Consider the following 20413-nt stretch of genomic DNA (forward strand, 5'->3'; position numbering starts at 1 on the left):
GATGATCCGAAACGGCACACAGGGCGCTTCGCCCGGGTGAAATCGTGGCGCCTCTCCGGAGGGCGGCCTCGTGCTGGCGCGGTGATGCCGGGTTTCCGCAGGGATCGGCATCCGATCGCTGCGTCGGATGAAATGGGACGGGGGATTGATGGGCTCGACTGTTCTGATCGCCGACGATGATCCGGTGCAATGCCGGCTTCTCGAGGCCATGGTGAGGCGTTTTGGCTATCATGCCCGCCTCGTGGACAGTGGCGAAGCGGCGCTGCGCGAACTCGAAGGCGGCAAGGTCGATCTTCTCGTCCTGGATCTGGTGATGCCTGATCTCGACGGCATGGGCGTGCTCGGTCGCATGCGGGCCCGCGGCCTGCAGGTTCCGGTGATCGTGCAGACGGCCCACGGCTCGATCGATGCCGTGATCTCGGCGATGAAGGCGGGCGCAGCCGATTTCGTGGTCAAGCCCGTCGGCGCCGAGCGCCTGCAAGCCTCGATCCGCAATGCTCTCAAGCATCGCGCTCTGGAACGCGAAGTAGCCGTGCTCGCCAAGCGCGTCACGGGCCAGCTCGGCCTCAAGGATCTGGTCGCCCGCGGCCCCGAAATGGAGCGGGTGGTTCGCCTGGCCGAGAAAGCGGCGGGGTCGACCATTCCCGTGCTGATCGAGGGTGAGACGGGTACCGGCAAGCAGATGGTGGCGCAGGCGATCCATGGTGGCGGCGAACGTCGCGGCCGCCCCTTCGTGGCCGTCAATTGCGGTACTCTGCCGGAGGCCGAAGCCGAACGTATTCTGTTCGGTCAGGACAAGAACGCAGCCGGCGCCGTCGACAAGCAGGCCGGCAAGCTGGCGGAGGCCCATGGTGGCACGCTCTTCCTCGACAATGTCGGCGAATTGTCGCCCACGCTGCAGGTCAAGCTGCTCGACGCGCTGCGTAGCGGCGAGATCGAACCGCTCGGTGCCCGGCGGGCTGTGCGTACGGATTTCCGCCTGATCTCCTCCACCAGCCGCAACCTGATCGATCTGGTCAAGGCAGGGCAGTTTCGCGAAGATCTCTATTATCGTCTCCATGTCTTCCCGATCATGCTGCCGGCGCTGCGGGTGAGGCGTGAGGATATCACCGACCTTGCCTGGCATTTTCTCGCCCGCTTCGGGGCCGAGGAAGGCAAGGCGGTGCGCAGCATCAGCGCCGAGGCTCAGGCGCTGCTCGCGGCCTATGACTGGCCCGGCAATGTGCGCCAGCTCGAAAATGCGATGTATCGTGCCGTGATCCTTACCGAAGGCGACGAGATCGGCGTGCCGGACCTGCCGCAGATCGCCGCCCGCGTGGATGGGTTCGACGTGCGCATCCCCTCCGCACCGCTGTTGCCGCCCAAGCCGGTCCACACCGGCCCGGCCATGATCACCGGGGCGCCGCTGCGCGAGATCATCACGGTGCGCGAACCCCACACCATGACCATGCTCGATGCGCGAGGGGATGTCCGCACGCTGGAATCACTGGAAACGGACATGCTGAAATTCGCCATCCGCCATCATCGCGGGCAGATGACCGAGGTCGCGCGCAAGCTCGGCATCGGACGATCCACGCTTTATCGCAAGCTCAAGGAACTTGGGCTTGACGAAGCGTCGATCGGCGTGAGAGCCGGAGAAACGGGCGAGTCTCACCAGGCGGCGTGAACGGTTATGTGATCGTTTGCACACCAGAATTTGTCTTGAATCTGGCATGGTACTTGTCACTATCGACACAATTGCAGGCGGCGTTGGGACATTGGGCGCCGGAGATTGAGGAATCTTATGAGTTACCGCGCTAATTTGTTGAGTTCGGTCGCTCTGGCTTTGAGCTTGAGCGCCACATTGCTCCCGGCCTATGCCCAAGACAGCGGTACGCCCACCAGCCAAACGCCCGATGCTGCCGCGCCTGTCGCGCCGTCGGTTCCTGGCCTGAGTGCCGGTGAAAAGCAGAGCGCCTTCGCCCCGGCGGTGCCGCAGACGGCGCCCGCCGCCGCTTCGCCGCAGGAGCGGGTGAGCGTGCAGCATGTCAAGCCGGACTCCGCACCGGCTTCGACCGCGACCCTTGCACCTGCGCCGGTTGGCCCCGTTCCGGTGCCGGCTCCCGTCGAAATGGCGCCGAAGCCGACCGAGACGGCGGTGGCCCCGGATACGCCGTCCTCGATCTCCGCAACGGCCCCCAAGGACGAGGCCGCGCCGACGGGCGCCCAGTCCGTGGCTGCCGCTTCGCCCGCCGGGCAACCCGCTCCCAGCGCGGCACCGACCCCGGAAATCCCCGCCGCCGTTCCGGCTGAGACGCAGGCCCCCAGGGTCGAGCCCAAGGCTGAGCCCGTGCCGCCGGCTGAGGCCAGCACGCCTGCTCCCGGGCCATCGGTTGCTCCTGCCGCCGTCACCATGAACCTCGCTGCCAGGCTTGCCGATTACGTCGCCAAGCGCGGCACCGACGCGCAGGCCATCAGCGATTTCTACGCGCTGCGCGGCGCGGCGCCGCTCTGGATCGACAATGGTGCGCTCACGCCCGTGGCCAAGGCCCTGGTCGATCGCATGAACCGCGCCGGCGAGGATGGCCTTGACGCCTCGGCCTTCCGCGTTGCCGGGCTCGACGCCCTGAGCGGCGCGAGCGCCGATGCCCAGGCGGATGCCGAGATCGCGCTGAGCGCTGCTATCCTTACCTATGTCCGCCAGGCTTCCTCGGGCCGGGTCGACACCAGGCAGATCAGCCGCGACATCGCCAAGGCTCCCAACATGCCCGACCCGGTGGCGGCGCTCGCTTCGGTGGCGATCGCCTCCGATCCCGTCGTGGTGCTTGACGGCTACAATCCGGCCTCACCGCAATATCTGGCGCTGAAGCAGAAGCTGGCCGACGTCAGGGCCGCCAATGCCGCTGCCGCCGAAGCCACCCTGCCGGAGGTTCCTGCTGGTCCCACGCTGAAGGTGGGCATGACGGACACCCGCGTGGCGGTGCTGCGCACGCGCCTCGGCCTGACGGCCAGCGATGCCGACAGCGATGTCTATGACGATGCCTTGCAGGCGGCGGTGCGCGATTTCCAGGCCGCCCGCAATCTCAAGGCCAGCGGTACGCTGGGGCCCGCCACGGTGGTCGCCCTCAATGCGGCCCTGCGCCAGCCGCGCGTCAATACCGAGAGCGAGATCATCGCCAATATGGAGCGCTGGCGTTGGCTGCCGCACGACATGGGACTGACCAACGTCTTCGTGAACGTGCCCGAATACAAGGTCTGGTTCACTAAGGACGGTGTGCTGAGCTATGAGGCGCGCGTGGTGGTCGGCAAGGCCAACACGCCGACCCCGATCTTCTCCGACCAGATGAGCTTCGTGGTGGTCAATCCGTCCTGGAACGTGCCGCAGTCGATCATCAAGAAGGAATATATGCCCAAGCTCGCCCAGGACCCCGGCTATCTCGAGCGCCGGGGCTACGAGGTGAGCTATGTCGGCGGCCAGATGCAGGTGCGCCAGCCGCCGGGCGAACGCAATGCGCTCGGCTTCATCAAGTTCATGTTCCCGAACAATTTCTCGGTCTATCTGCACGACACGCCGCAGCGCAACCTGTTCTCGCGTGACGAACGGGCCTTCAGCCATGGCTGCGTGCGTGTGGATAACCCCTATAAATTTGCCGAGCTGGTGATGGGCAATGGCTGGACCGAGGACAGCGTCCGCGGCCTGCAGGGCGGGAACGAACAGCGCATTGATTTGGAGAGGAAAATTCCGGTCCACATCGCCTATTTCACCGCCTATGTGGACGGTGACGGCGAATTGCAGCGCCTCAACGACATCTACGGATATGACCGGAAGGTGATTTCGGCGCTTGGCCTTCCCGGCTGAAATCTGTTATGCAACGATTTACCATGTTTGGTAAGGGTTGGCGTTCGCCAACCCGCGTTCGTCTTTTTGCCACGTTTCCCAAGCAAAAGGCCACTCCCAAGGCCGGTTTCAACGGCTAGATATTAGGGGTCGAACGGTGCATCAACGGTGCTTTAACCAATCTCGGCAAGACTCCGGCAATCCGGACCTGGTGCCGAGCGTCCCATTTGTGGAAATACGCTCGGCTCTGGTTCCTTCGCCTATTTGCCGAGAGTGCTAATCGTGCAGAACCCACTCAGCCTTTTGCCCCGGATCAAAGTTTCGCGTACCGGTCGCATTCTGGCCATTTCCCTCGCATCCACCGTGATGACGACGGTTCTGGTCGGGCCGACGCAGGACGCGATTGCCAATGGCGATACCCGCTCGCTCTATATGCGCCACCTGCATACGGGCGAGACCATCAACATCACCTATAAGCGCAACGGCTCCTATGATTCCGCCGCGCTGAAAAAGATCGACTGGTTCATGCGCGACTGGCGCCAGAACCAGGCCGTGCGCATGGATCCGCGCACGCTTGATACGCTGTGGCTGGTCTATCGCCAGGTTGGCGCTTCCCAGCCGATCAACATCGTCTGCGGCTATCGCTCGCCCGGCACCAACGGCATGCTGCGCCGGCGTTCGCGCGGCGTCGCCAAATTCAGCCAGCACACGCTCGGCAAGGCGATCGATTATTTCATCCCCGGCGTGTCGCTGTCGAAGCTGCGGGTCGCCGGCCTGCGCCTGCAGCGTGGCGGCGTGGGTTACTATCCCTCGTCCGGCTCGCCCTTCGTCCATATGGATTCCGGCGGCGTGCGCATGTGGCCGCGCATGTCGCGCAGCGAACTCGCTTCCGTCTTCCCCGATGGCAAGACGGTGCTGGTACCCTCGGACGGGCGCCCGATGCCCGGCTATCAGCTGGCGATGAACGAAATTCGCCGCAATGGCGGCTCGGCTGGCGGTGGCGCCGGCGAGGATGATGTCGCCGAGACCAGTGGCGGCGGCTTCTTCGCGGCGCTGTTCGGCTCGCGCAGCAATACGACCACCAGCGCCCCGCCGGTCGAAGTGGCCCAGGCCTATGCGCCGACGACGCGCAGCAGTGCCCGCATACCGGCCGTGGCGCCGCAGCCGGCGGCCCCAGTGGCTCCTCCGGCGATGCAGCAGATGGCGATGGCCGATGAACTGGCGACATCGCCGCGTCGCATGGCTCCCGTGCCGCTGCCCGAGCGCCGTCCCAACGACATCGACGCCGCACAGGCTGCCGATGCTGCGACCGCGCAACTCGCCTCCGCCGATACCGGTCCGCGCATGATCTGGCAGACCGGAGCGACTGGTGCGGGTGGCGAGATGGCTGCCAATGTGCCGTTGCCGCCGCTGCGTCCGGGCACGGCAGCCGAAGAGAGCCAGGCGGCTCCCGTACAGCTCGCTTCCCTGGATGCCCCGCCGGCGGTGCCGGCGACGCGGCCGGTGCTCGATCCCAAGCCTCCGATCTTCGCAGATCTTTCGCAGGGCAGCGAAGGCTTCATGAAGCGTAGTGCCAACCGCCAGTCGCAGCGTGCCCTCGGCTTCGCCGATCCGGCGCCCGTGACCAACACGGCCCGGCCGCCACGGCCGGCTTTGATCGCGACGCGCTTCGAGAAGCAGAACTTTGCTTCGCTGTCGGCACCGGTTTCCGCTGCCCGCAACAAGCAGCAGGCGACCTTGGTCAAGCCGGACCTGCGCACCACGGCATCGCTGATCGCCGCGCCTGCCAAGACGGTGGTGGTGCGCTTCGGCGTGGCCGCCTATCAGGATCTGCGGGCCGACAAGTTCACCGGCGCCGCGGTGAAGCCCCTGCGCGTCGCCAGCTTCGCGCCGATGCCGGATATCTTCACCGGCTCGATCGCCTCCAACTAGGCCTGAGCTTTTACCAGCGCACCGGTTCGCCCGGTGCGCTGGCTTCGATCGCCAGGGCATGAACGCCGCGCGCGAAGGCAGGCTTCAGGGCTTCGTTGACCAGGCGATGGCGATCGACACGGCTGCGTCCGCTGAAATGCGGTGAGACGATCCTCACCCGGAAATGGCTCTCGCCGCCCTCGCGATGGCCGGCATGGCCGGCATGGGCAGCCGATTCGTCCAGCACGATCAGACGGTCGGGTGCGAGTGCCGACTGGAGACTGGTTTCGATCAGATCTTGAATGGATGATGTCACGTTCGCAGGTTTCCTATTGCCCTGACTTCGGCCCAATTCTCCGCGATAGAGGGGCCTCGTCTCGAATCACGTTATTCCTGCGCTAAAACAAGGCTGATTCAAGAGGCCGATGCATCTATCGGTGACCTGGCCAATCCTAGAGCAAAAACGCGTTCAAGTGTGAAGGCTCATTTGCTCTAGCTCTTTGTTTCAACGTGTCTTTGCGATTCGTGGTGATCCCGTCAAATCGCAAAACGCTCTAGCGAGACCTTTTCGTGCCGACCGACCTGATCAATCCCGCACCGCGCCGCTCCTCCCGCCGCATCTATCTGCCGACCATTCTGTTCGCCCTGATCGCGATCGCCTGGTCGGGCTTCTGGTGGTACGCCTCCACGCGGCTCGAAGCCGAATGGGACCGTTTCCTGACCAAGCAGGCCGAGCTCGGACGCCAGATCCAATGCGGCGAGCAGACCATCGGCGGCTATCCCTTCCGCCTGGAAATGCATTGCGGCCAGGCAACGGTCGAGAGCGCCAAGGCCAACAGGCCCTTCAGTGCCGCACTTGCCGAGGTGAATGCGGTGGCCCAGGTCTACCAGCCCAACAAGGTGCTGCTCCAGGCCAAGGGACCGGTGACGCTGGTCGACAAGAGCGATGCCGGCGCAACCCTGACAGCCGATTGGAAGAGCGCCGAGGCCAGCATGTCGATCTGGACCTCCGGGCCGCAGAATGCCGCGGTGGTGATCAAGGGCCTCAGCGGTACCGTCAAGCGCGGTGACCAAGCCATCAATCTCGTCGAGGAAGGCAATGTCGAGGTCCATATCCGCCTGGCCGAGGGCACCAACGCCGCGCCGGGTGCCTATGATCTGGCCGCCGATGTCGATGCCAAGGCGATCGCGCCGCTCGATGACTTCCTCGGTGCTCCCTCGCCGATGAAGGGGACCTTTCGCGGGTTGATCACCAAGATCGACCTCAGGCCCATGCCGATGCCCGAGCGCCTGCGCGACTGGGCTGCCGCCGGCGGCACGCTGACCATCACCCAGGCCCAGGTCGAACGCGGCCCGAGCGTCGTCAAGGCGACCGGCACGGTCGGACTGGAAACCAGCGGCTTTCCCTCCGGCGATCTGACGGTGGCCCTCGCCGGCGTGCCGGAGCTCGCCCAGACGCTCAAGCAATCGGGCCGGGTGCCTGATATGGTGGCGACGACCCTCACCGTCGGCCTGCCCGTCCTCGGCAAGCCCACCAACATCGATGGCAAGGCGGCGGTCGAAGTGCCCCTGACCATCGCCGACGGCAAGGTCCGCGCCGGTGCCTTCCTGCCCGGCCTCAAGCTGCCGCGCCTGTTCGTGCCGGAATAGCGGCGAGGGCAGGGGCGACGACGGATCCCTCCCAATGGGTTGAATGATGGGCTCGCAGCCCTATGCTGCGCGCAACAAACCATTTGGGGGAATCACATGCTTCGTCCGCTTGTCGTCTGTCTCGGCCTGCTTTGCCTTGCACCGGCCGCCATCGCACGGGAGGCGCCGTCGGCGCCGGGGCTTGATGCCGTGCTGGCTGCCGGCGTGCTCAGGGTAGGGTCCACCGGCGACTATCGTCCCTTCAGCTACAAGGACCCCGCCAGCGGCGAGTTCTCCGGCTTCGACATCGATCAGGCCAAGAGCCTTGCGGAGACGCTGGGGGTGAAGCTGGAGATCGTGCCGACGACTTGGTCCAACCTGTCGGCGGATTTCGAGGCCGGCAAGTTCGACGTCGCCATGGGCGGCGTATCGGTGACCTTCGATCGCCAGAAGAAGGGCCTGTTCTCCAGCCCCTATATGCGCGAAGGCAAGACGCCGATCGCCCGCTGCGCCGACAAGGGCAAGTTCCAGACGCTTCAGGATATCGACAAGCCGGGGGTGACGGTGGTCGCCAATCCGGGCGGTACCAACGAGAAATTCGCCCGCGCCAGCCTGAAGCAGGCCAAGATCGTGATCTTTCCCGACAACACCAAGATCTTCGACGAGGTGGCTGCGGGGCGGGCCGACCTGATGATGACCGATGCCTCCGAGACCCTCTATCAGGAAAAGCTGCATCCGGGCGTGCTGTGCGCCGTGCACCCCGACAAGCCCTTCAATTTTGCCGAGAAGGCCTATTGGCTGCAGCGCGACATCGGTCTGAAGGGGTTCGTCGATCAGTGGCTGCACCAATCGATCGAGACGGGGGCCTACCAGAAGATCTACGACAAGTGGTTCAAGTAGCAGGCCGCACAATGTTTGACGTATGCCGGCAAAAGGGAGCTGTCATTCCCGGGGCCGCCGCAGGCGGCGCAAAGGGGATGGCAGGGCAGTCTTTCTGCGGCCGGGTGTCCCGATAGGCCGGATCGGGTTACTGCGCCAGGATCGGCGCCAGGGCATCGAGGAGCGGGTCTGGGGAAAAGGCTTCCCCTCCCGATTCCCAGGCATATTGAAACTCGGCGATCTCGATGCCTACGAAGGCCTGCTCGGCGATCACCTCGCAGCAGGCACGGAGATTGGCGAGCGACAGGCCGCCTTCGCAGGCATAGTCGGTCGGCACGACGCCCGGATTCAGCACGTCGCAATCCAGATGCACATAGACTGGACGGCCGGCAATTGCCTTGCGCAATTCGGCGGCCAGGTCGCCGCGTGCCTCAACGAGCGGAATGCCGCGCCTGTCGATCAAATCCTGCTCGAAGGGGTCGAGATCGCGCTGGCCCACGAGAACGAGCTGGTCGAGGCTCAAGCCCGCTCCCAGACCCGAGTCCCACAGTCCGGCGGGACCGGAAATGGCGAGACCGCCAAGAAAGCCCGATGTCGAGGCCTCCGGCGTATTGAGATCGCCATGGGCATCGAACCAGACGATGCAGGCATCGGGACGATGCCTGGCAACGGCCGGCAGTGTCGCAAGCGAGACCGCGCAGCGGCTGGTCGCCGCAATGGAAACGGCCCCGCTCGCCAGCACGTCGTCGAAGCGGGCCTGCAGCTGTTTAAGTGCCGGCAGCGCGACGTCCAGTTCCTCGCGCCAGCCGGTATTCAGGGCAGGTTCCGGCCTGCCGACCACGAAAGGCGCGATGCCCGTCCGCCGCGCCAAGGCTTCGCCGATCGCCTGGGCTCCCGGCATGGCCAGATCGTTGTGATCGCCGGCCCGGCCTTGAAATACCGTATATGCAAACTGTCTGGTCACTGTTGTCATCCCGGATTGGAGGCGGGTCTGCCATCGTATCGGGCGTATTCGTCCAGTTTCAAGGCCGGCAGCGTTGCTTTGGCTCAAACTTCGACGGTCAGGCTCGGATCATGGTCAGGGTTCTCCACCTCGATGATGGATTGCTTGCCCCTGCGATAGGCATAGATATTGCCCCGCGGATTGCTGACGATGCGGGTTTCGTGCACGCGATAGTCACGGCTTGCGTGAATATGGCCATGGACCCACAGCCGAGGCCTGTATTCGGCGATCAGGGACGTCAGGTCGCTGGCATAGGCGGCGTCGATCGGCTCGGTGACTGCATTGTTCCATAGCGAATGGGGATGCGGCGCATGGTGGCTGATCACGACGCTGGGCCCGTCGAAAGGCTGGGCGAGGGTGTTGGCAATCGCGGAACGGTGGCGGCCATGGCTGAGCAAGGCGTCCCTGGTCTGCCAGCGCCGATAGTTGGGCCCTGTCCGGATCAGCTTGTGGTCGTTCATCTGCATGCCGGCCGCGACCTGCCCCAGGAAGGAGCTGCCGCCGACAGCATAGTCGGTCCACAGCGTGGCGCCGATGAAGCGCACCCCGCCGGCGGTGAGAGTCTCCCCTTCAGCGAGCAGGTGAATGCCTTCCAGCCGCGCCCGATCGCGGGCCTTGCGCAGTTCCGTTTCCACGTTCTCCCGATAGAAGTCGTGATTGCCGGGGACATAGATCAACGGCAGGCCACGGGGCAGGACATGCTGCGCGAGCCAAGGCAGGGCCCGGTCATGCAGGCGGTTGCAGACATCGCCGGCAATGATGACGGCATCGGCCCCGATCGGTGTTGGAGCAAGCGTATAGGGGCTGTTATCGACGTGGAGATCCGACAAGACCCAAAGACGCATGATCGACCTAGGTCTTGTTTTGCTCGGTTGCGTCCGGGCTGTCTGGCTTCACCTCATATTTCATCAGGATCGGCACTTGGGTGGCGGCGAAGATCAGCGTGATCGGCATGGTGCCGAAGACCTTGAAATTGGTCCAGAAATTATCCGAGAAATTGCGCCAGACGATCTCGTTGAGCACCGCCAGGAACAGGAAGAACAGGCCCCAGTTCAGGGTGAGCTTGCGCCAGCCTTCGGGCTTGAGGTCGAAGGCGGCGTCGAGGACGATGCGGATCAGGGGCTTGCCGAAGGCCAGCCCGCCCAAGAGGATCAGGCCGAACAGCGTGTTGACGATGGTCGGCTTCAGCTTGATGAAGGTCTTGTCCTGCAGCCAGAGCGTCAGGATGCCGAAGACCAGCACGAAGATGCCAGAGACCAGCGGCATCACCGGAATGTGCCGGGTGAGCACGAGGCCGGCGATGAGCGCGATCACCGTGGCCGGGATGAACACGGCGGTGGCCGTGAAGATGTTGCCGCTCGGCCCCTCGAACAGGGCCGGCGCCATGAAGCGCTCGACCAGGGGCTTGAACAATTCCGGCTTGTAGTTGGCGAGGAAGAACAGGACCAGCGGTCCCATTTCCAGGACGAGCTTGAGGACGGGATTGACCTTCTGGCGCGGTTTGGCGGTGGCTTCAATGGTCATGGCTCACTCCATCCCGGCAATGGCGCGGGAGAAGTCCCGGGCGGAGAAGGGTTCGAGGTCGTCGATGCCCTCGCCGACGCCGATATAGTGCACCGGTAGGCCGAACTTGTCGGCCAGCGCCACTAGGATGCCGCCGCGCGCCGTGCCGTCGAGCTTGGTCATCACCAGGCCGGTGACGCCGGCTGTCTTGCCGAAGATCTCGGTCTGCGAGATGGCGTTCTGGCCGACGGTGGCGTCGAGCACCAGCAGCACCGCATGCGGTGCGCTCTCGTCGATCTTCTTGATGACGCGAACCACCTTGGCGAGCTCGTCCATCAGCTGCGCCTTGTTCTGCAGTCGCCCGGCAGTGTCGATCAGGAGCACGTCCGAGCCGTTTTCCTGGGCCGCCTTGAGGGCGTCGAAGGCAAGGCCGGCGGAATCAGCGCCCTGCTCACGCGCCACGATCGGCGAGCGGGTGCGCTCGGCCCAGACCTTGAGCTGCTCGATGGCGGCAGCGCGGAAGGTGTCGCCGGCGGCCAGCATCACCTTGAGGCCGTCGGCGCTGAACTTGGCGGCGAGCTTGCCGATGGTGGTGGTCTTGCCCGAGCCGTTGACACCGACCATCAGGAGCACGAAGGGCTTGCGGGAACGGTCGATTTCCAGGGGCTTGGCCACGGGGGTGAGGATGGTCTCGACCTCGCTGGCCAGGACCTGGTGGACTTCCTCGGGCGAGATCTGGCGATCGAAGCGTCCCTTGCCGATCGCGGCGGCGATGCGGGTGGAGACATCGACGCCGAGATCGGCCTGGATCAGGACGTCCTCCAGCTCCTCGAGCGTGGTGGCGTCGAGCTTGCGCTTGGTGACGATGTCGGTGATGCCGCGGCTGATGGCGCTGGAGGAGCGTGACAGGCCGTCGCGCAGCCGGCGCCACCAGGATTTCTTCTCGACGGGAGCCGGCGGGGGGGGCGGGGCCGGCTCGCTGGCGCGGGGAGCCGGAGACGGCTCCGGTGTGGAAGGCGGTGCCGGCGCAGGGGGCGGTGGGGCGAGCGATTCAGGCGCCAGGGGAACGATCAGTTCGGCCGCGGCCAGGGGCACAGGTTCGACCAGGGCTTCGAGCGGTATGTCTGCCACCTGTTCGGGAGTATGCGGCTCCTCGGCGGGAACGGGCGGCGCCTGCTCGGCGGTCGGCTCGGGCCTGGTCTCGGTCTCAAGCCTGGTTTCGGTCTCGGGCGTCGTGGCGCCTCGCCCGAACAGCCGTGAAAAGAATCCGGGCTTTTGCTTGTCGCTCTCAGTCATCGAAACGTTCTGAATCCCAAAAGCGTTTTGCGATCAGGCGGAATCGCCTAGAATCGCAAAGACGCGTCAAAACAAGAAGTTAGAGCAAAATGCGCTCGGTCGTCGACGCGTTTTGCTCTTGGGTGGCCAGCCTGCCACCGAAAAATGGTCTCATGTTGAAGGAACCTCTAGCCGACAATGCCCGATCACGATAGCGCTAAGCGATGATATCGCTCGATTTGACTACGCGGCTCATCCACCGCGACGCCCTGATCCTGATCCTCGACAAGCCTGCCGGCCTGCCCGTGCATGCCGGGCCGAAGGGAGGGCCCAATCTCACGGCCATGCTGGAGCAACTGCGCTTCGGCCTGCCCCGCAATCCGGAACTGGCGCACCGGCTCGACAAGGATACGTCCGGCTGCCTGGTGCTCGGGCGGCATGCCAGGCCCCTGCGCACCCTCAACGACCTCTTCGCCAAGGGTGGCGTCGAGAAGACCTATTGGGCGGTGGTCGAGGGTGGCCCAGCGGAGGACAGCGGCCTGATCGACATGCCGATCGCCCGGCGTTCGCCCGAGCGAGGCTGGTGGATGAAGCCGGCCGAGGATGGCTTGCCGGCGCAGACCGATTTCCGTGTGCTGGGGCGGGCCGAAGGCCTTGCCTGGTTGGAGCTGAAGCCGCGCACCGGCCGTACCCATCAGCTGCGCCTGCATTGCGCAGCCTCCGGCTTTCCGATCGTCGGCGATCCGATCTATGGCAGCGCGCCGCGCGAGGGCGGTCCTGTCCTGCATCTGCACGCCCGGGGCGTAAGCGTCCCGATCCTGCCCAAGAAGCCGGCCGTCACGGCGGAAGCAGCGCCGCCGGACCATATGGGCGAGCACCTTGCGACCCTCGGCTATCAGGGACCTGTCAGCCCGACACCACTCGAACTGGTGAAGCCGGCAGTCGAGCCGGTGCGCCGCCGCGGTCTCAGGCCGAAATAGGCGCAACCACCCTTCTTACCCGCCCGCCAGCTCCGCCAGGATCCAGTCGCGGAAGGCGCGGATCTTGGGCTGGTTGCGGCGCGTTTGGGGATAGACGAGGTAGAAGGCCCGGTCGCTCGGCAGCACGAGGTCGAAAGGCTGGATCAGGCGTCCCTCGGCGAGGTCGTCGTCATAGAGGGCGGTCGAGAGAATGGCGACCCCCTGGCCGGCCTTGGCCGCCACGCTGATCATGGCCTGGGTGCTGAGATTGTAGGCATTCGCCGGCATCTCGTAGCTGGCGCCGGCAGCCCGGAACCATTCGCCCCACCAACGATCGCCCGGATCGAGGATCGGCAGTTTTAGCAGATCGGCGGGTATGCAGGCCGGTCCCAGGCGAGCGGCGAGGTCGCGATTCAGCATCGGGGTGAAATCGGCATGCAGCAAATGATGCGCCTGCAGGCCGGGCCAGTCGCCGGTGCCGAAGAAGACCGCGATGTCGGTTTCTTCGCGCGTGAAGTCGATGGCGCGGTCGGTCGCCTCGATGCGCACCGCCAGTGCGGGATGGGCGAGCTGGAAAGCGCCGATATGGCGCGCCAGCCAACTTGTAGCGAAGCTTACCCGGGCGCAGACGGTCAGCACCCCCTCGATGCCGCCACGCGCCGCCGCATAGGCTTCCGTCATCAGGGCGAAGGCGTCCGTAATCGCCGGTGCCAGGCGCTGGCCGGCCGCGCTGAGCTCGATCTGGCGCGGCTTGCGCAGGAAGAGCGGACCGCCGAAGCGCTCTTCCAGGAGCTTGATCTGGTAGGAGACGGCAGCCTGGGTCATGCCGAGTTCGGCCGCTGCGCGCGTGAAGCTCAGATGCCGCGCCACGGCCTCGAAGACCCGGATGGCGGCCAGCGGCGGCAGCACAGTGCTCACGATGCATCAGCTCTCTTTATGGGCACTGCTTGAGCTTCAATTCGTCAGCGTCCGAAATTCATGAAAAATCTGCAGTTGAAACGGCCAAAAGCGAGGCCGATCTGGAGATTTAGCCATGATAGTGGCGCGGATTGAACCTATAGGGCAAGCTTATTCATACAGGGCCGATGCGGTGCATGATGAAACGCAGCCGGCTGGTCGGGCGGCCTTGCGGAAGGTGGCGCTACGCGAGCTCCCCGATCACCTGCTGCGGGATATCGGGGTTATCGATGGCCATGCGAAGGGCGATCGGCCCGAGCCTGCAGCCAGCGCTCGCGATCTGATCGATCGCTATCGATAGAGAAGCACGGAAGGGGGCCGGCTTCCCGATGGTCTTATGAGGCCATGGCCTCTTCGCCACGGTTGCCGATGCTGGCGGTTCTGCCGACCTCCTCCAGGATCCAGTCGCGGAAGACGCGGATCTTCGGCAGGTTGCGGCGGGCTTCGGGATAGACCAGGTAGAAGGAATGTTCGCCGGCGACCTGATGGAACGGTTGGATCAGCCTCCCTTCCGCCAGGTCCTGGGCCCACAGGGCGCAGGAGAGGATGGCGACGCCCTGGCCGTCCAGCGCAGCGGTTCCGACGAAGGCCTGCGAGCCGATGCACGGGATCTCCACTGGGCCGCGATGGACGCCGCCGAAGCGATCCTGCCCGCGCGTGATCGCCGGCGTGGCCCGCACTTCGCCGCGTGCCGGGGCCCTGGGAAGGCGGGCGACCTTGACGAGATCGAACCAATCGTCCCACCACGTGTCGCCAGGATCGAGCAGTGGCAGGCGCAGGAGATCGGCTGGCTGCTTCACGCCGCCGATGGTGGCGGCGAGCTTCGGGCTGAGCATGGGGGAATACTCACCCGACAGCAGGCGGTGGCTGCACAAACCCGGCCAGTTGCCGTCGCCATGGCGGATGGCGAGATCGATGTCGCTGCGCGCAAAGTCGACCGCTTGATTGATGGCGTCGATCCGCACGGCCAGGGAAGGGTAGCGGATCTGGAAGGCGCCGACATGGCGGGCCAGCCAGGTCGTAGCGAAGGTGATCGAGGCCGTGACCGTGAGCACCCCCTCCGCATCGCCGCGCGCCGAGGCATAGGCTTGGGCGAGCAGGGAGAAGGCTTCGCTCACCGCCGGTGCCAGGCGCTGGCCGGCTTCCGTGAGCTCGACCTGTTTCGGGCGACGCAGGAAAAGCGGTGCGCCGAAGCGCTCTTCCAGCAGCTTGATTTGATAGGAGACGGCGGCCTGGGTCATGCCGAGTTCGTTGGCGGCACGCGTGAAGCTCTGGTGCCGCGCCACGGCTTCGAACACCCGGATGGCGGTGAGGGGCGGAAGCGGAAGGGGCATTTGCGATAAGCCTGTTTTATGGCTCCAAATCGAGCTTCAATTAGCCACACCCCGCACGGAATGGGAATATCTCTGTCAGATATTGCTAATTGCCGCACAGGAGATTTGGCCATGACGGCCGTTCAATTCAATCGCATAGGGCAGTCTTATTGCAGCCAAGCGGATAGAGAGCGCCCGGCAAAGCGAAGCGAGACGTTCGTACGGCCCCGTTTCGTCGGTCTCTACGATCTCTCGGATCATCTGTTGCGGGATATCGGCGTGCTCGATGGCAGCACTGGTCGGGACGACGGGAGGGAGGTCGCATCGTCGGGGCGGGACCTGATCGACCGGTACCGGTAAGCCTGGGAGCGCGGACGTCCTCGTCCGCTCTTGGAAACGCTGCGGCCGCAGGAAAGGAAGAGCGGACGAGGACGTCCGCGCTCCCAGCGATTACTCCGCCGCCGGCCTGACCCCGTAGCGGTTCTCGATATAATCGATCACCATCTGCTTGAATTCGTCGGCGATGCCGGGGCCACGCAAGGTCGCGGCCTTCTGGCCGTCGATGAACACCGGCGCCGTCGGCGTCTCACCGGTGCCGGGGAGCGAGATGCCGATATCGGCATGCTTGCTCTCGCCGGGGCCGTTGACGATGCAGCCCATCACCGCGACCTTCAGCGTCTCGACGCCCGGGTAGCGCGTCTTCCAGTCAGGCATCGAGTCGACGATGAAGCCCTGGATGCTCTGGGCGAGTTCCTGGAACACAGTGGACGTGGTGCGTCCGCAGCCGGGGCAGGCGGCCACCAGCGGCACGAAGGTGCGGATGCCCATCACCTGCAGGATCTCCTGGGAGACCTTGACCTCCTGGGTGCGGTCGCCGCCGGGTTCGGGCGTGAGCGAGACGCGGATGGTATCGCCGATGCCGGCCTGTAGCAGCGGCGAGAGCGCGGCGGCCGAGGCGACGATGCCTTTCGAGCCCATGCCGGCCTCGGTGAGGCCGAGATGGAGGGCATAGTCGGAACGGCTGGCCATCTCATTGTAGACGGCGATGAGATCCTGCACCGCCGAGACCTTGGCCGAGATGATGATGCGGGACTTGGGCAGGCCCATCTCCACCGCGCGGTCTGCGGAGAGCAGGGCCGATTGCACCAGCGCTTCCCAGGTCACGGTGCGGGCATCGACCGGCGCTTCGCTCCTGGCGTTCGCGTCCATCAGGTGGGTGAGCAGTTCCTGGTCGAGCGAGCCCCAGTTCGCACCGATGCGCACCGGCTTGTCATGGCGCATCGCCATCTCGATGATGGCACCGAACTGGCGGTCGCGCTTGTCCTTGAAGCCGACATTGCCGGGATTGATGCGATATTTGTCGAGCGCCTGCGCACAGGCGGGATGGTCGGCCAGCAGCTTGTGGCCGATATAATGGAAATCCCCGATGATCGGCGTGGTCACGCCGATGCGCATCAGCCTTTCCTTGATGCGCGGCACCGCCGCGGCGGCTTCGTCGCGATCGACCGTGATGCGCACCATTTCGGAGCCGGCTCGGGCCAGCGCCGCGACCTGCCGCACGGTGCCGTCGATATCGGCGGTGTCGGTATTGGTCATCGACTGCACCACGATGGGCGCGCCGCCGCCGACCAGGACGCCACCGACATCGACGGGGACGGTAGGGCGACGGGACATCAGGCCAAAGCGCGCATAGGACGGGATCATCGGGCACCGCTGGTTTCGTTTGGGGATGACATGGACCTCACCGGCAGGCACGTCAAGGTTCGGCACACCGTGGATTGGAAAACGCAGAGGTTGCGCTCCGCCCGAACCTTTCTACCATCGCATCTTGCAAATGATGTGATGGGTTGATGATGATCGGCGCTGGTGCCACGGCACGCCTGTTCAAATGGTTCGCGGCCAAGCGCATGGAACTGGCCCTGGCCGTGCGCGTCACGGTGGCGGCGGGCCTGACTTTCGTCGCGGTCAAGCTGGTGGATCTTTCCCAGTCGAGCTGGGCGGTGATCACCTCCATCATCGTCATGCAGGCAAGCCTCGGCGGCTCGGTCAAGGCGGCGATGGACCGGATGGCCGGCACGCTGCTCGGGGCTCTGTGGGGCGCGGTGGTGTCGGTGGTGCTGCCGCACTATGAGGGCAATGTCGCGCTCGGCCTGGCGGTATTGACCGCCGTGGCGCCGATGGCGGTGGCTTCGGCTCTCAGACCGAGCTTCCGGGTGGCGCCCATCACCGCGCTGATCGTGCTGATTCCGGCGGGAGGCACGCTGTTGCCGCCCTATGCCTATGCGGCCGAGCGCGTGGCGGAGATTGCGCTCGGCATTATCGTCGGGGTCGGCGTCGCCCTCTTCGTGCTGCCGGCGCGGGCGCAGGGCGCGCTTGCCGCTGCGGCCGCGCGCGTGGCCGATCTCAACGCCGAGCTCCTGCTTGCCCTGACCGGCAGCCTCCTCGACGGCAAGGGCCGGCCGGAGCTGGCCGGCATCAACAAGCACATCCGCGCCGCCCTGCGCCAGATCGATGCGGCGGTGGAGGAGACGGTGCGCGAGCGCAGCGCCCATCTCAGCCATGCCATCGATCCCGAGCCGATGGCGCGCACGCTCTACCGGGTCCGGCACGATCTCGTCATCATTGCCCGCGTCTGTGCGCGCGCCTTGCCGGAGCGGGTGGCGCCGACCCTGACCGAGCCTCTGGAGGCGATGCGGGATGCCACCGTCGGCCTGCTGCGCGGCATCGCCGAAGCCCTGCGGCGCGGCTTTCTCGGGCCGGATGCCGCGGGCTTCGATGCCAGCCTGTCCGCCTATGTCGCCGCCATGGACAAGCTGCGCGGTGCCGGCGTGCTGCGCGAACTGCAGAGCGAGGAGGTCGGCCGCCTCTACGCCCTGCGCTTCGGCTTCGAGCAACTCGGCCAGGACATCAAGGACCTGGTCGAGCGCAGCTCCGACCTGGCGCGGGAATAGGGCGCCGGCCCTGCTTAGCAGGCAGGCACCGGTGCGTTGGCGTCAGCTTGGTCGCGCCGATGCCACCCGGGCAAGAGCAGCGTCCTGTTCGGGGCTGCCACCGGACACCCCCAGCCCGCCGATCAAGGCTCCCTCGGCGTCGAACAGAGGTACGCCGCCTCCCATGAGGAGCAGGCCACCAGTGTGGATGTGGTCGAAATGCGCAACCGGCTGGCCGATCTGCAACGGTGCATTCAGGGTTTCGGTGGGAGCCTGGAACATCACCGAGGTGCGCGCCTTGGCAAGGGCAAGCTCGTTCGATGCCAGCCAGGCGCCGTCCATGCGGGAGAAAGCCACCAGGTTCGCGCCCTTGTCGAGGATCGCGAAGACCGCCTTCATGCCGGCCTCCTTCGCGGCGGCACGGCCCCGAGCCAGGATATGATGGGCATGGTCGAGCGTGATTTCAGGCATTCTGGGTCCACTCCGTCTCCTGCCACTGCCTGGCGGCCTTGATGGTGTCGAGGGGACGCATGGTGCGATAGAGATGTTCCTCGGCCGGAATGATCTCGACCATGGCATCGATCATCTCCTGCGGATCGTTCTGGTCCGCGAGGGCGCCGGTGAAGTCCGGCATGGGCACGACGGCGCGGCCGGCCTCATACCATTGGGTGTGGCTCTCCGCGCCGGTGTCGTTGAAACCGGTGCCGAACACGCCCGGATTCACGGTGGCGACCTTGACGCCGAAGGGCGCCAATTCGGCCCTCATCGAACCGGCGATGGCCTCGATGGCGTGCTTGGTGGCGCAATAGATGCCGACGAAGGGAATGACGAGGATGCCGCCCATCGAGGAGGTCCACACCACCTTGCCGGATTTGCGCGCCACCATCTTCGGCACGATGGCCTGCGCCAGCTTGAGATGGCCGAAGACGTTGATCTCGAACGACTCGCGCACGCGTTGCATCGGGATGTCGACGACGGAGCCGCTTTCCATCAAGCCGGCATTGAGCACGAGGATGTCGGGGTCGTAGCCCGCGGCATGCGCGATATCGATGTCGTCGAGAAGGTTCAGTTTGATGACTTCGAGCTTGACGCCGGCACCCGCGGCGTCGGCGCGCAGGCTGCGCACCAGGGGCCAGGATTCGGCGGTCGCGACGACGGCGTGCCCCTGGCGGGCGAGCTCGATCGCCGCCCCGCGGCCGAAGCCGGAGCTGGCGCCGGTAATCAGGATTTTCTTGGACATGGTTTTCCTCCGTTCTCGATGATCGAGATCCGGGCGCTACCCTACGGAGCCTTGACTGCTGCAACAATCTCTCCAATTCTTGATGTAGAGATGAGAAATATTCATCAATTAAAGAGCGCAGACCTCTTCGCGCTCACCGTGTTCCTCTCGGTTGCCGCCCATCGCAGCTTCCGTGCGGCGGCGGTTGAACTCGACGTCACGCCCTCTGCGGTCAGCCATTCGGTCAAGAGCCTGGAACAGCGCCTCGACGTTCGGCTGTTCAACCGGACGACCCGCAGTGTCTCCCTTACCGATGCGGGGGAACGTCTCGCCGCCAAGCTCCGGCCGGCGGTATCCTCGATGGCCGAGGCGCTGCAGGTGGTCGACGATTTCCGTGAGACGCCGAGCGGAACGGTACGGATCAATTCCAGCGAAGGCGCGATCCGCCTCGTCCTGCTGCCGGTGCTGGCACGCTTCGCGCGCGACTATCCCCAGGTCCATCTCGACATCGTCAGCGACGGCAGGCTGAGCGACGTCGTTGCCGACGGCTTCGATGCCGGCATCCGGCTGGCCGAGGCGGTGCCGCAGGACATGATCGCGGTGCGCCTCACCGAAACCGCGCGCTTTGCCGCGGTGGCGTCGCCGGGTTATTTCGCGACCCACGGCCGGCCGGCGGTGCCGCAGGACCTGCATCGCCATGCCTGCATCCGCTTCCGTTTCGACAGCGGTGCGATCTATCGTTGGGAATTCGAGCGTCACGGCATGACGGAGACGATCAATGTCACAGGTCCGCTCACATTGACCGACCAGCCCCTGATGGTCGAGGCGGCGATCCTGGGCATCGGCATCGCCTTCGTGCCCGACCATCTCGTCATCGATGCCCTGGCCGACGGGCGTCTCGAACGCGTCCTCGACGACTGGTGCCCGGCCTTTCCGGGCCTGTGCCTCTATTATCCCGGGCACCGCCATGTTTCGGCCGGGTTGCGCGCCCTGATTGCCGCCATTCGCGCAAGATGAC

Annotated in this window: 18 protein-coding genes; 8 read left to right on the forward strand and 10 right to left on the reverse strand. The window is 65.4% G+C overall.

Going from position 1 to position 20413, the window contains the following annotated elements:
* Positions 1-148 precede the first annotated feature (148 nt).
* The 3 genes from U1R88_RS25675 to U1R88_RS25685 all read left to right on the forward strand — a co-directional run bounded on the left by U1R88_RS25675 (position 149) and on the right by U1R88_RS25685 (position 5749).
* Entirely contained in the window at positions 149-1666 is a 1518-nt protein-coding gene (locus U1R88_RS25675) for a sigma-54-dependent transcriptional regulator (protein WP_322433812.1), read from the forward strand.
* A 165-nt stretch (positions 1667-1831) separates the two neighbouring features.
* Positions 1832-3838, forward strand: a complete 2007-nt coding sequence (locus U1R88_RS25680; RefSeq protein WP_322433813.1) for a L,D-transpeptidase scaffold domain-containing protein — start codon at positions 1832-1834, stop codon at positions 3836-3838.
* A gap of 345 nt (positions 3839-4183) precedes the next feature.
* Complete coding sequence (locus tag U1R88_RS25685) at positions 4184-5749, forward strand: peptidoglycan L,D-endopeptidase MepK (protein ID WP_322433814.1); 1566 nt, start codon at positions 4184-4186, stop codon at positions 5747-5749.
* A 10-nt stretch (positions 5750-5759) separates the two neighbouring features.
* On the opposite strand, the gene U1R88_RS25690 is transcribed toward U1R88_RS25685, so the two are convergent.
* Complete coding sequence (locus U1R88_RS25690; protein WP_068299014.1) at positions 5760-6044, reverse strand: BolA family protein; 285 nt, start codon at positions 6042-6044, stop codon at positions 5760-5762.
* A 254-nt stretch (positions 6045-6298) separates the two neighbouring features.
* Here U1R88_RS25690 and U1R88_RS25695 point away from each other — a divergent pair, with 254 nt between their 5' ends.
* Both U1R88_RS25695 and U1R88_RS25700 read left to right on the forward strand, forming a co-directional pair.
* A complete protein-coding gene (locus U1R88_RS25695; protein WP_322433815.1) occupies positions 6299-7378 on the forward strand; it encodes a DUF2125 domain-containing protein in 1080 nt (359 codons plus the stop codon).
* A 96-nt stretch (positions 7379-7474) separates the two neighbouring features.
* Complete coding sequence (locus tag U1R88_RS25700; RefSeq protein ID WP_322433816.1) at positions 7475-8257, forward strand: transporter substrate-binding domain-containing protein; 783 nt, start codon at positions 7475-7477, stop codon at positions 8255-8257.
* Between the two features lie 127 nt (positions 8258-8384).
* Here U1R88_RS25700 and U1R88_RS25705 read toward each other — a convergent pair whose 3' ends face one another.
* From U1R88_RS25705 to ftsY, 4 genes are all read right to left on the reverse strand, one after another.
* Positions 8385-9137: an arginase family protein gene (locus U1R88_RS25705; RefSeq protein ID WP_322433817.1), complete on the reverse strand. Its 753-nt coding sequence runs from the start codon at positions 9135-9137 to the stop codon at positions 8385-8387.
* Positions 9138-9283: 146 nt separating this feature from the next.
* Positions 9284-10084, reverse strand: coding sequence for a metallophosphoesterase (locus tag U1R88_RS25710; RefSeq protein ID WP_322433818.1), 801 nt, complete (start codon positions 10082-10084; stop codon positions 9284-9286).
* Positions 10085-10091: 7 nt separating this feature from the next.
* The gene (locus U1R88_RS25715; RefSeq protein ID WP_322433819.1) at positions 10092-10763 is read right to left on the reverse strand and encodes a septation protein A; all 672 of its coding nucleotides are present in this window, start codon (positions 10761-10763) and stop codon (positions 10092-10094) included.
* Between the two features lie 3 nt (positions 10764-10766).
* A complete protein-coding gene (ftsY, locus tag U1R88_RS25720; RefSeq protein ID WP_322433820.1) occupies positions 10767-12038 on the reverse strand; it encodes a signal recognition particle-docking protein FtsY in 1272 nt (423 codons plus the stop codon).
* 203 nt (positions 12039-12241) lie between these two features.
* Here ftsY and U1R88_RS25725 point away from each other — a divergent pair, with 203 nt between their 5' ends.
* The gene (locus U1R88_RS25725) at positions 12242-12997 is read left to right on the forward strand and encodes an RluA family pseudouridine synthase (protein ID WP_322433821.1); all 756 of its coding nucleotides are present in this window, start codon (positions 12242-12244) and stop codon (positions 12995-12997) included.
* Between the two features lie 15 nt (positions 12998-13012).
* Here the strand turns inward: U1R88_RS25725 and U1R88_RS25730 are convergent, their stop codons facing one another.
* From U1R88_RS25730 to ispG, 3 genes are all read right to left on the reverse strand, one after another.
* A complete protein-coding gene (locus U1R88_RS25730; RefSeq protein ID WP_322433822.1) occupies positions 13013-13894 on the reverse strand; it encodes a LysR substrate-binding domain-containing protein in 882 nt (293 codons plus the stop codon).
* Positions 13895-14268: 374 nt separating this feature from the next.
* Positions 14269-15267 carry a LysR substrate-binding domain-containing protein gene (locus U1R88_RS25735; protein ID WP_322433823.1) on the reverse strand — a complete coding sequence of 333 codons (999 nt, stop codon included), beginning with the start codon at positions 15265-15267 and terminating at the stop codon, positions 14269-14271.
* Between the two features lie 429 nt (positions 15268-15696).
* A complete protein-coding gene (ispG, locus tag U1R88_RS25740) occupies positions 15697-16950 on the reverse strand; it encodes a flavodoxin-dependent (E)-4-hydroxy-3-methylbut-2-enyl-diphosphate synthase (RefSeq protein ID WP_068299368.1) in 1254 nt (417 codons plus the stop codon).
* A 146-nt stretch (positions 16951-17096) separates the two neighbouring features.
* On the opposite strand from ispG, the gene U1R88_RS25745 reads away from it, so the two are divergent.
* The gene (locus tag U1R88_RS25745; RefSeq protein WP_322433824.1) at positions 17097-18197 is read left to right on the forward strand and encodes an FUSC family protein; all 1101 of its coding nucleotides are present in this window, start codon (positions 17097-17099) and stop codon (positions 18195-18197) included.
* Between the two features lie 42 nt (positions 18198-18239).
* Here the strand turns inward: U1R88_RS25745 and U1R88_RS25750 are convergent, their stop codons facing one another.
* Positions 18240-18647, reverse strand: a complete 408-nt coding sequence (locus U1R88_RS25750; RefSeq protein ID WP_322433825.1) for a GlcG/HbpS family heme-binding protein — start codon at positions 18645-18647, stop codon at positions 18240-18242.
* Entirely contained in the window at positions 18640-19416 is a 777-nt protein-coding gene (locus U1R88_RS25755; RefSeq protein ID WP_322433826.1) for an SDR family oxidoreductase, read from the reverse strand. Before U1R88_RS25755 ends, U1R88_RS25750 begins: the two co-directional genes overlap by 8 nt.
* Before the next feature lie 90 nt (positions 19417-19506).
* Here U1R88_RS25755 and U1R88_RS25760 point away from each other — a divergent pair, with 90 nt between their 5' ends.
* Complete coding sequence (locus U1R88_RS25760) at positions 19507-20412, forward strand: LysR family transcriptional regulator (protein ID WP_322433827.1); 906 nt, start codon at positions 19507-19509, stop codon at positions 20410-20412.
* Position 20413: the final 1 nt, after the last annotated feature.

Source organism: Labrys sedimenti, assembly GCF_034424805.1.
Lineage (GTDB): Bacteria > Pseudomonadota > Alphaproteobacteria > Rhizobiales > Labraceae > Labrys > Labrys sedimenti.

Excerpts from the sequence above, each read along its gene's own strand:
- U1R88_RS25745 (WP_322433824.1), top strand. The coding sequence starts at position 17,097 with ATGATGATCGGCGCTGGTGCCACGGCACGCCTGTTCAAATGGTTCGCG.
- U1R88_RS25705 (WP_322433817.1), bottom strand. The coding sequence starts at position 9,137 with ATGCCGGGAGCCCAGGCGATCGGCGAAGCCTTGGCGCGGCGGACGGGC.
- U1R88_RS25715 (WP_322433819.1), bottom strand. The coding sequence starts at position 10,763 with ATGACCATTGAAGCCACCGCCAAACCGCGCCAGAAGGTCAATCCCGTC.
- U1R88_RS25675 (WP_322433812.1), top strand. The coding sequence starts at position 149 with ATGGGCTCGACTGTTCTGATCGCCGACGATGATCCGGTGCAATGCCGG.
- U1R88_RS25700 (WP_322433816.1), top strand. The coding sequence starts at position 7,475 with ATGCTTCGTCCGCTTGTCGTCTGTCTCGGCCTGCTTTGCCTTGCACCG.
- U1R88_RS25755 (WP_322433826.1), bottom strand. The coding sequence starts at position 19,416 with ATGTCCAAGAAAATCCTGATTACCGGCGCCAGCTCCGGCTTCGGCCGC.
- ispG (WP_068299368.1), bottom strand. The coding sequence starts at position 16,950 with ATGATCCCGTCCTATGCGCGCTTTGGCCTGATGTCCCGTCGCCCTACC.
- U1R88_RS25710 (WP_322433818.1), bottom strand. The coding sequence starts at position 10,084 with ATGCGTCTTTGGGTCTTGTCGGATCTCCACGTCGATAACAGCCCCTAT.
- U1R88_RS25760 (WP_322433827.1), top strand. The coding sequence starts at position 19,507 with ATGAGAAATATTCATCAATTAAAGAGCGCAGACCTCTTCGCGCTCACC.
- U1R88_RS25685 (WP_322433814.1), top strand. The coding sequence starts at position 4,184 with ATGACGACGGTTCTGGTCGGGCCGACGCAGGACGCGATTGCCAATGGC.
- U1R88_RS25735 (WP_322433823.1), bottom strand. The coding sequence starts at position 15,267 with ATGCCCCTTCCGCTTCCGCCCCTCACCGCCATCCGGGTGTTCGAAGCC.
- U1R88_RS25725 (WP_322433821.1), top strand. The coding sequence starts at position 12,242 with ATGATATCGCTCGATTTGACTACGCGGCTCATCCACCGCGACGCCCTG.
- U1R88_RS25750 (WP_322433825.1), bottom strand. The coding sequence starts at position 18,647 with ATGCCTGAAATCACGCTCGACCATGCCCATCATATCCTGGCTCGGGGC.
- ftsY (WP_322433820.1), bottom strand. The coding sequence starts at position 12,038 with ATGACTGAGAGCGACAAGCAAAAGCCCGGATTCTTTTCACGGCTGTTC.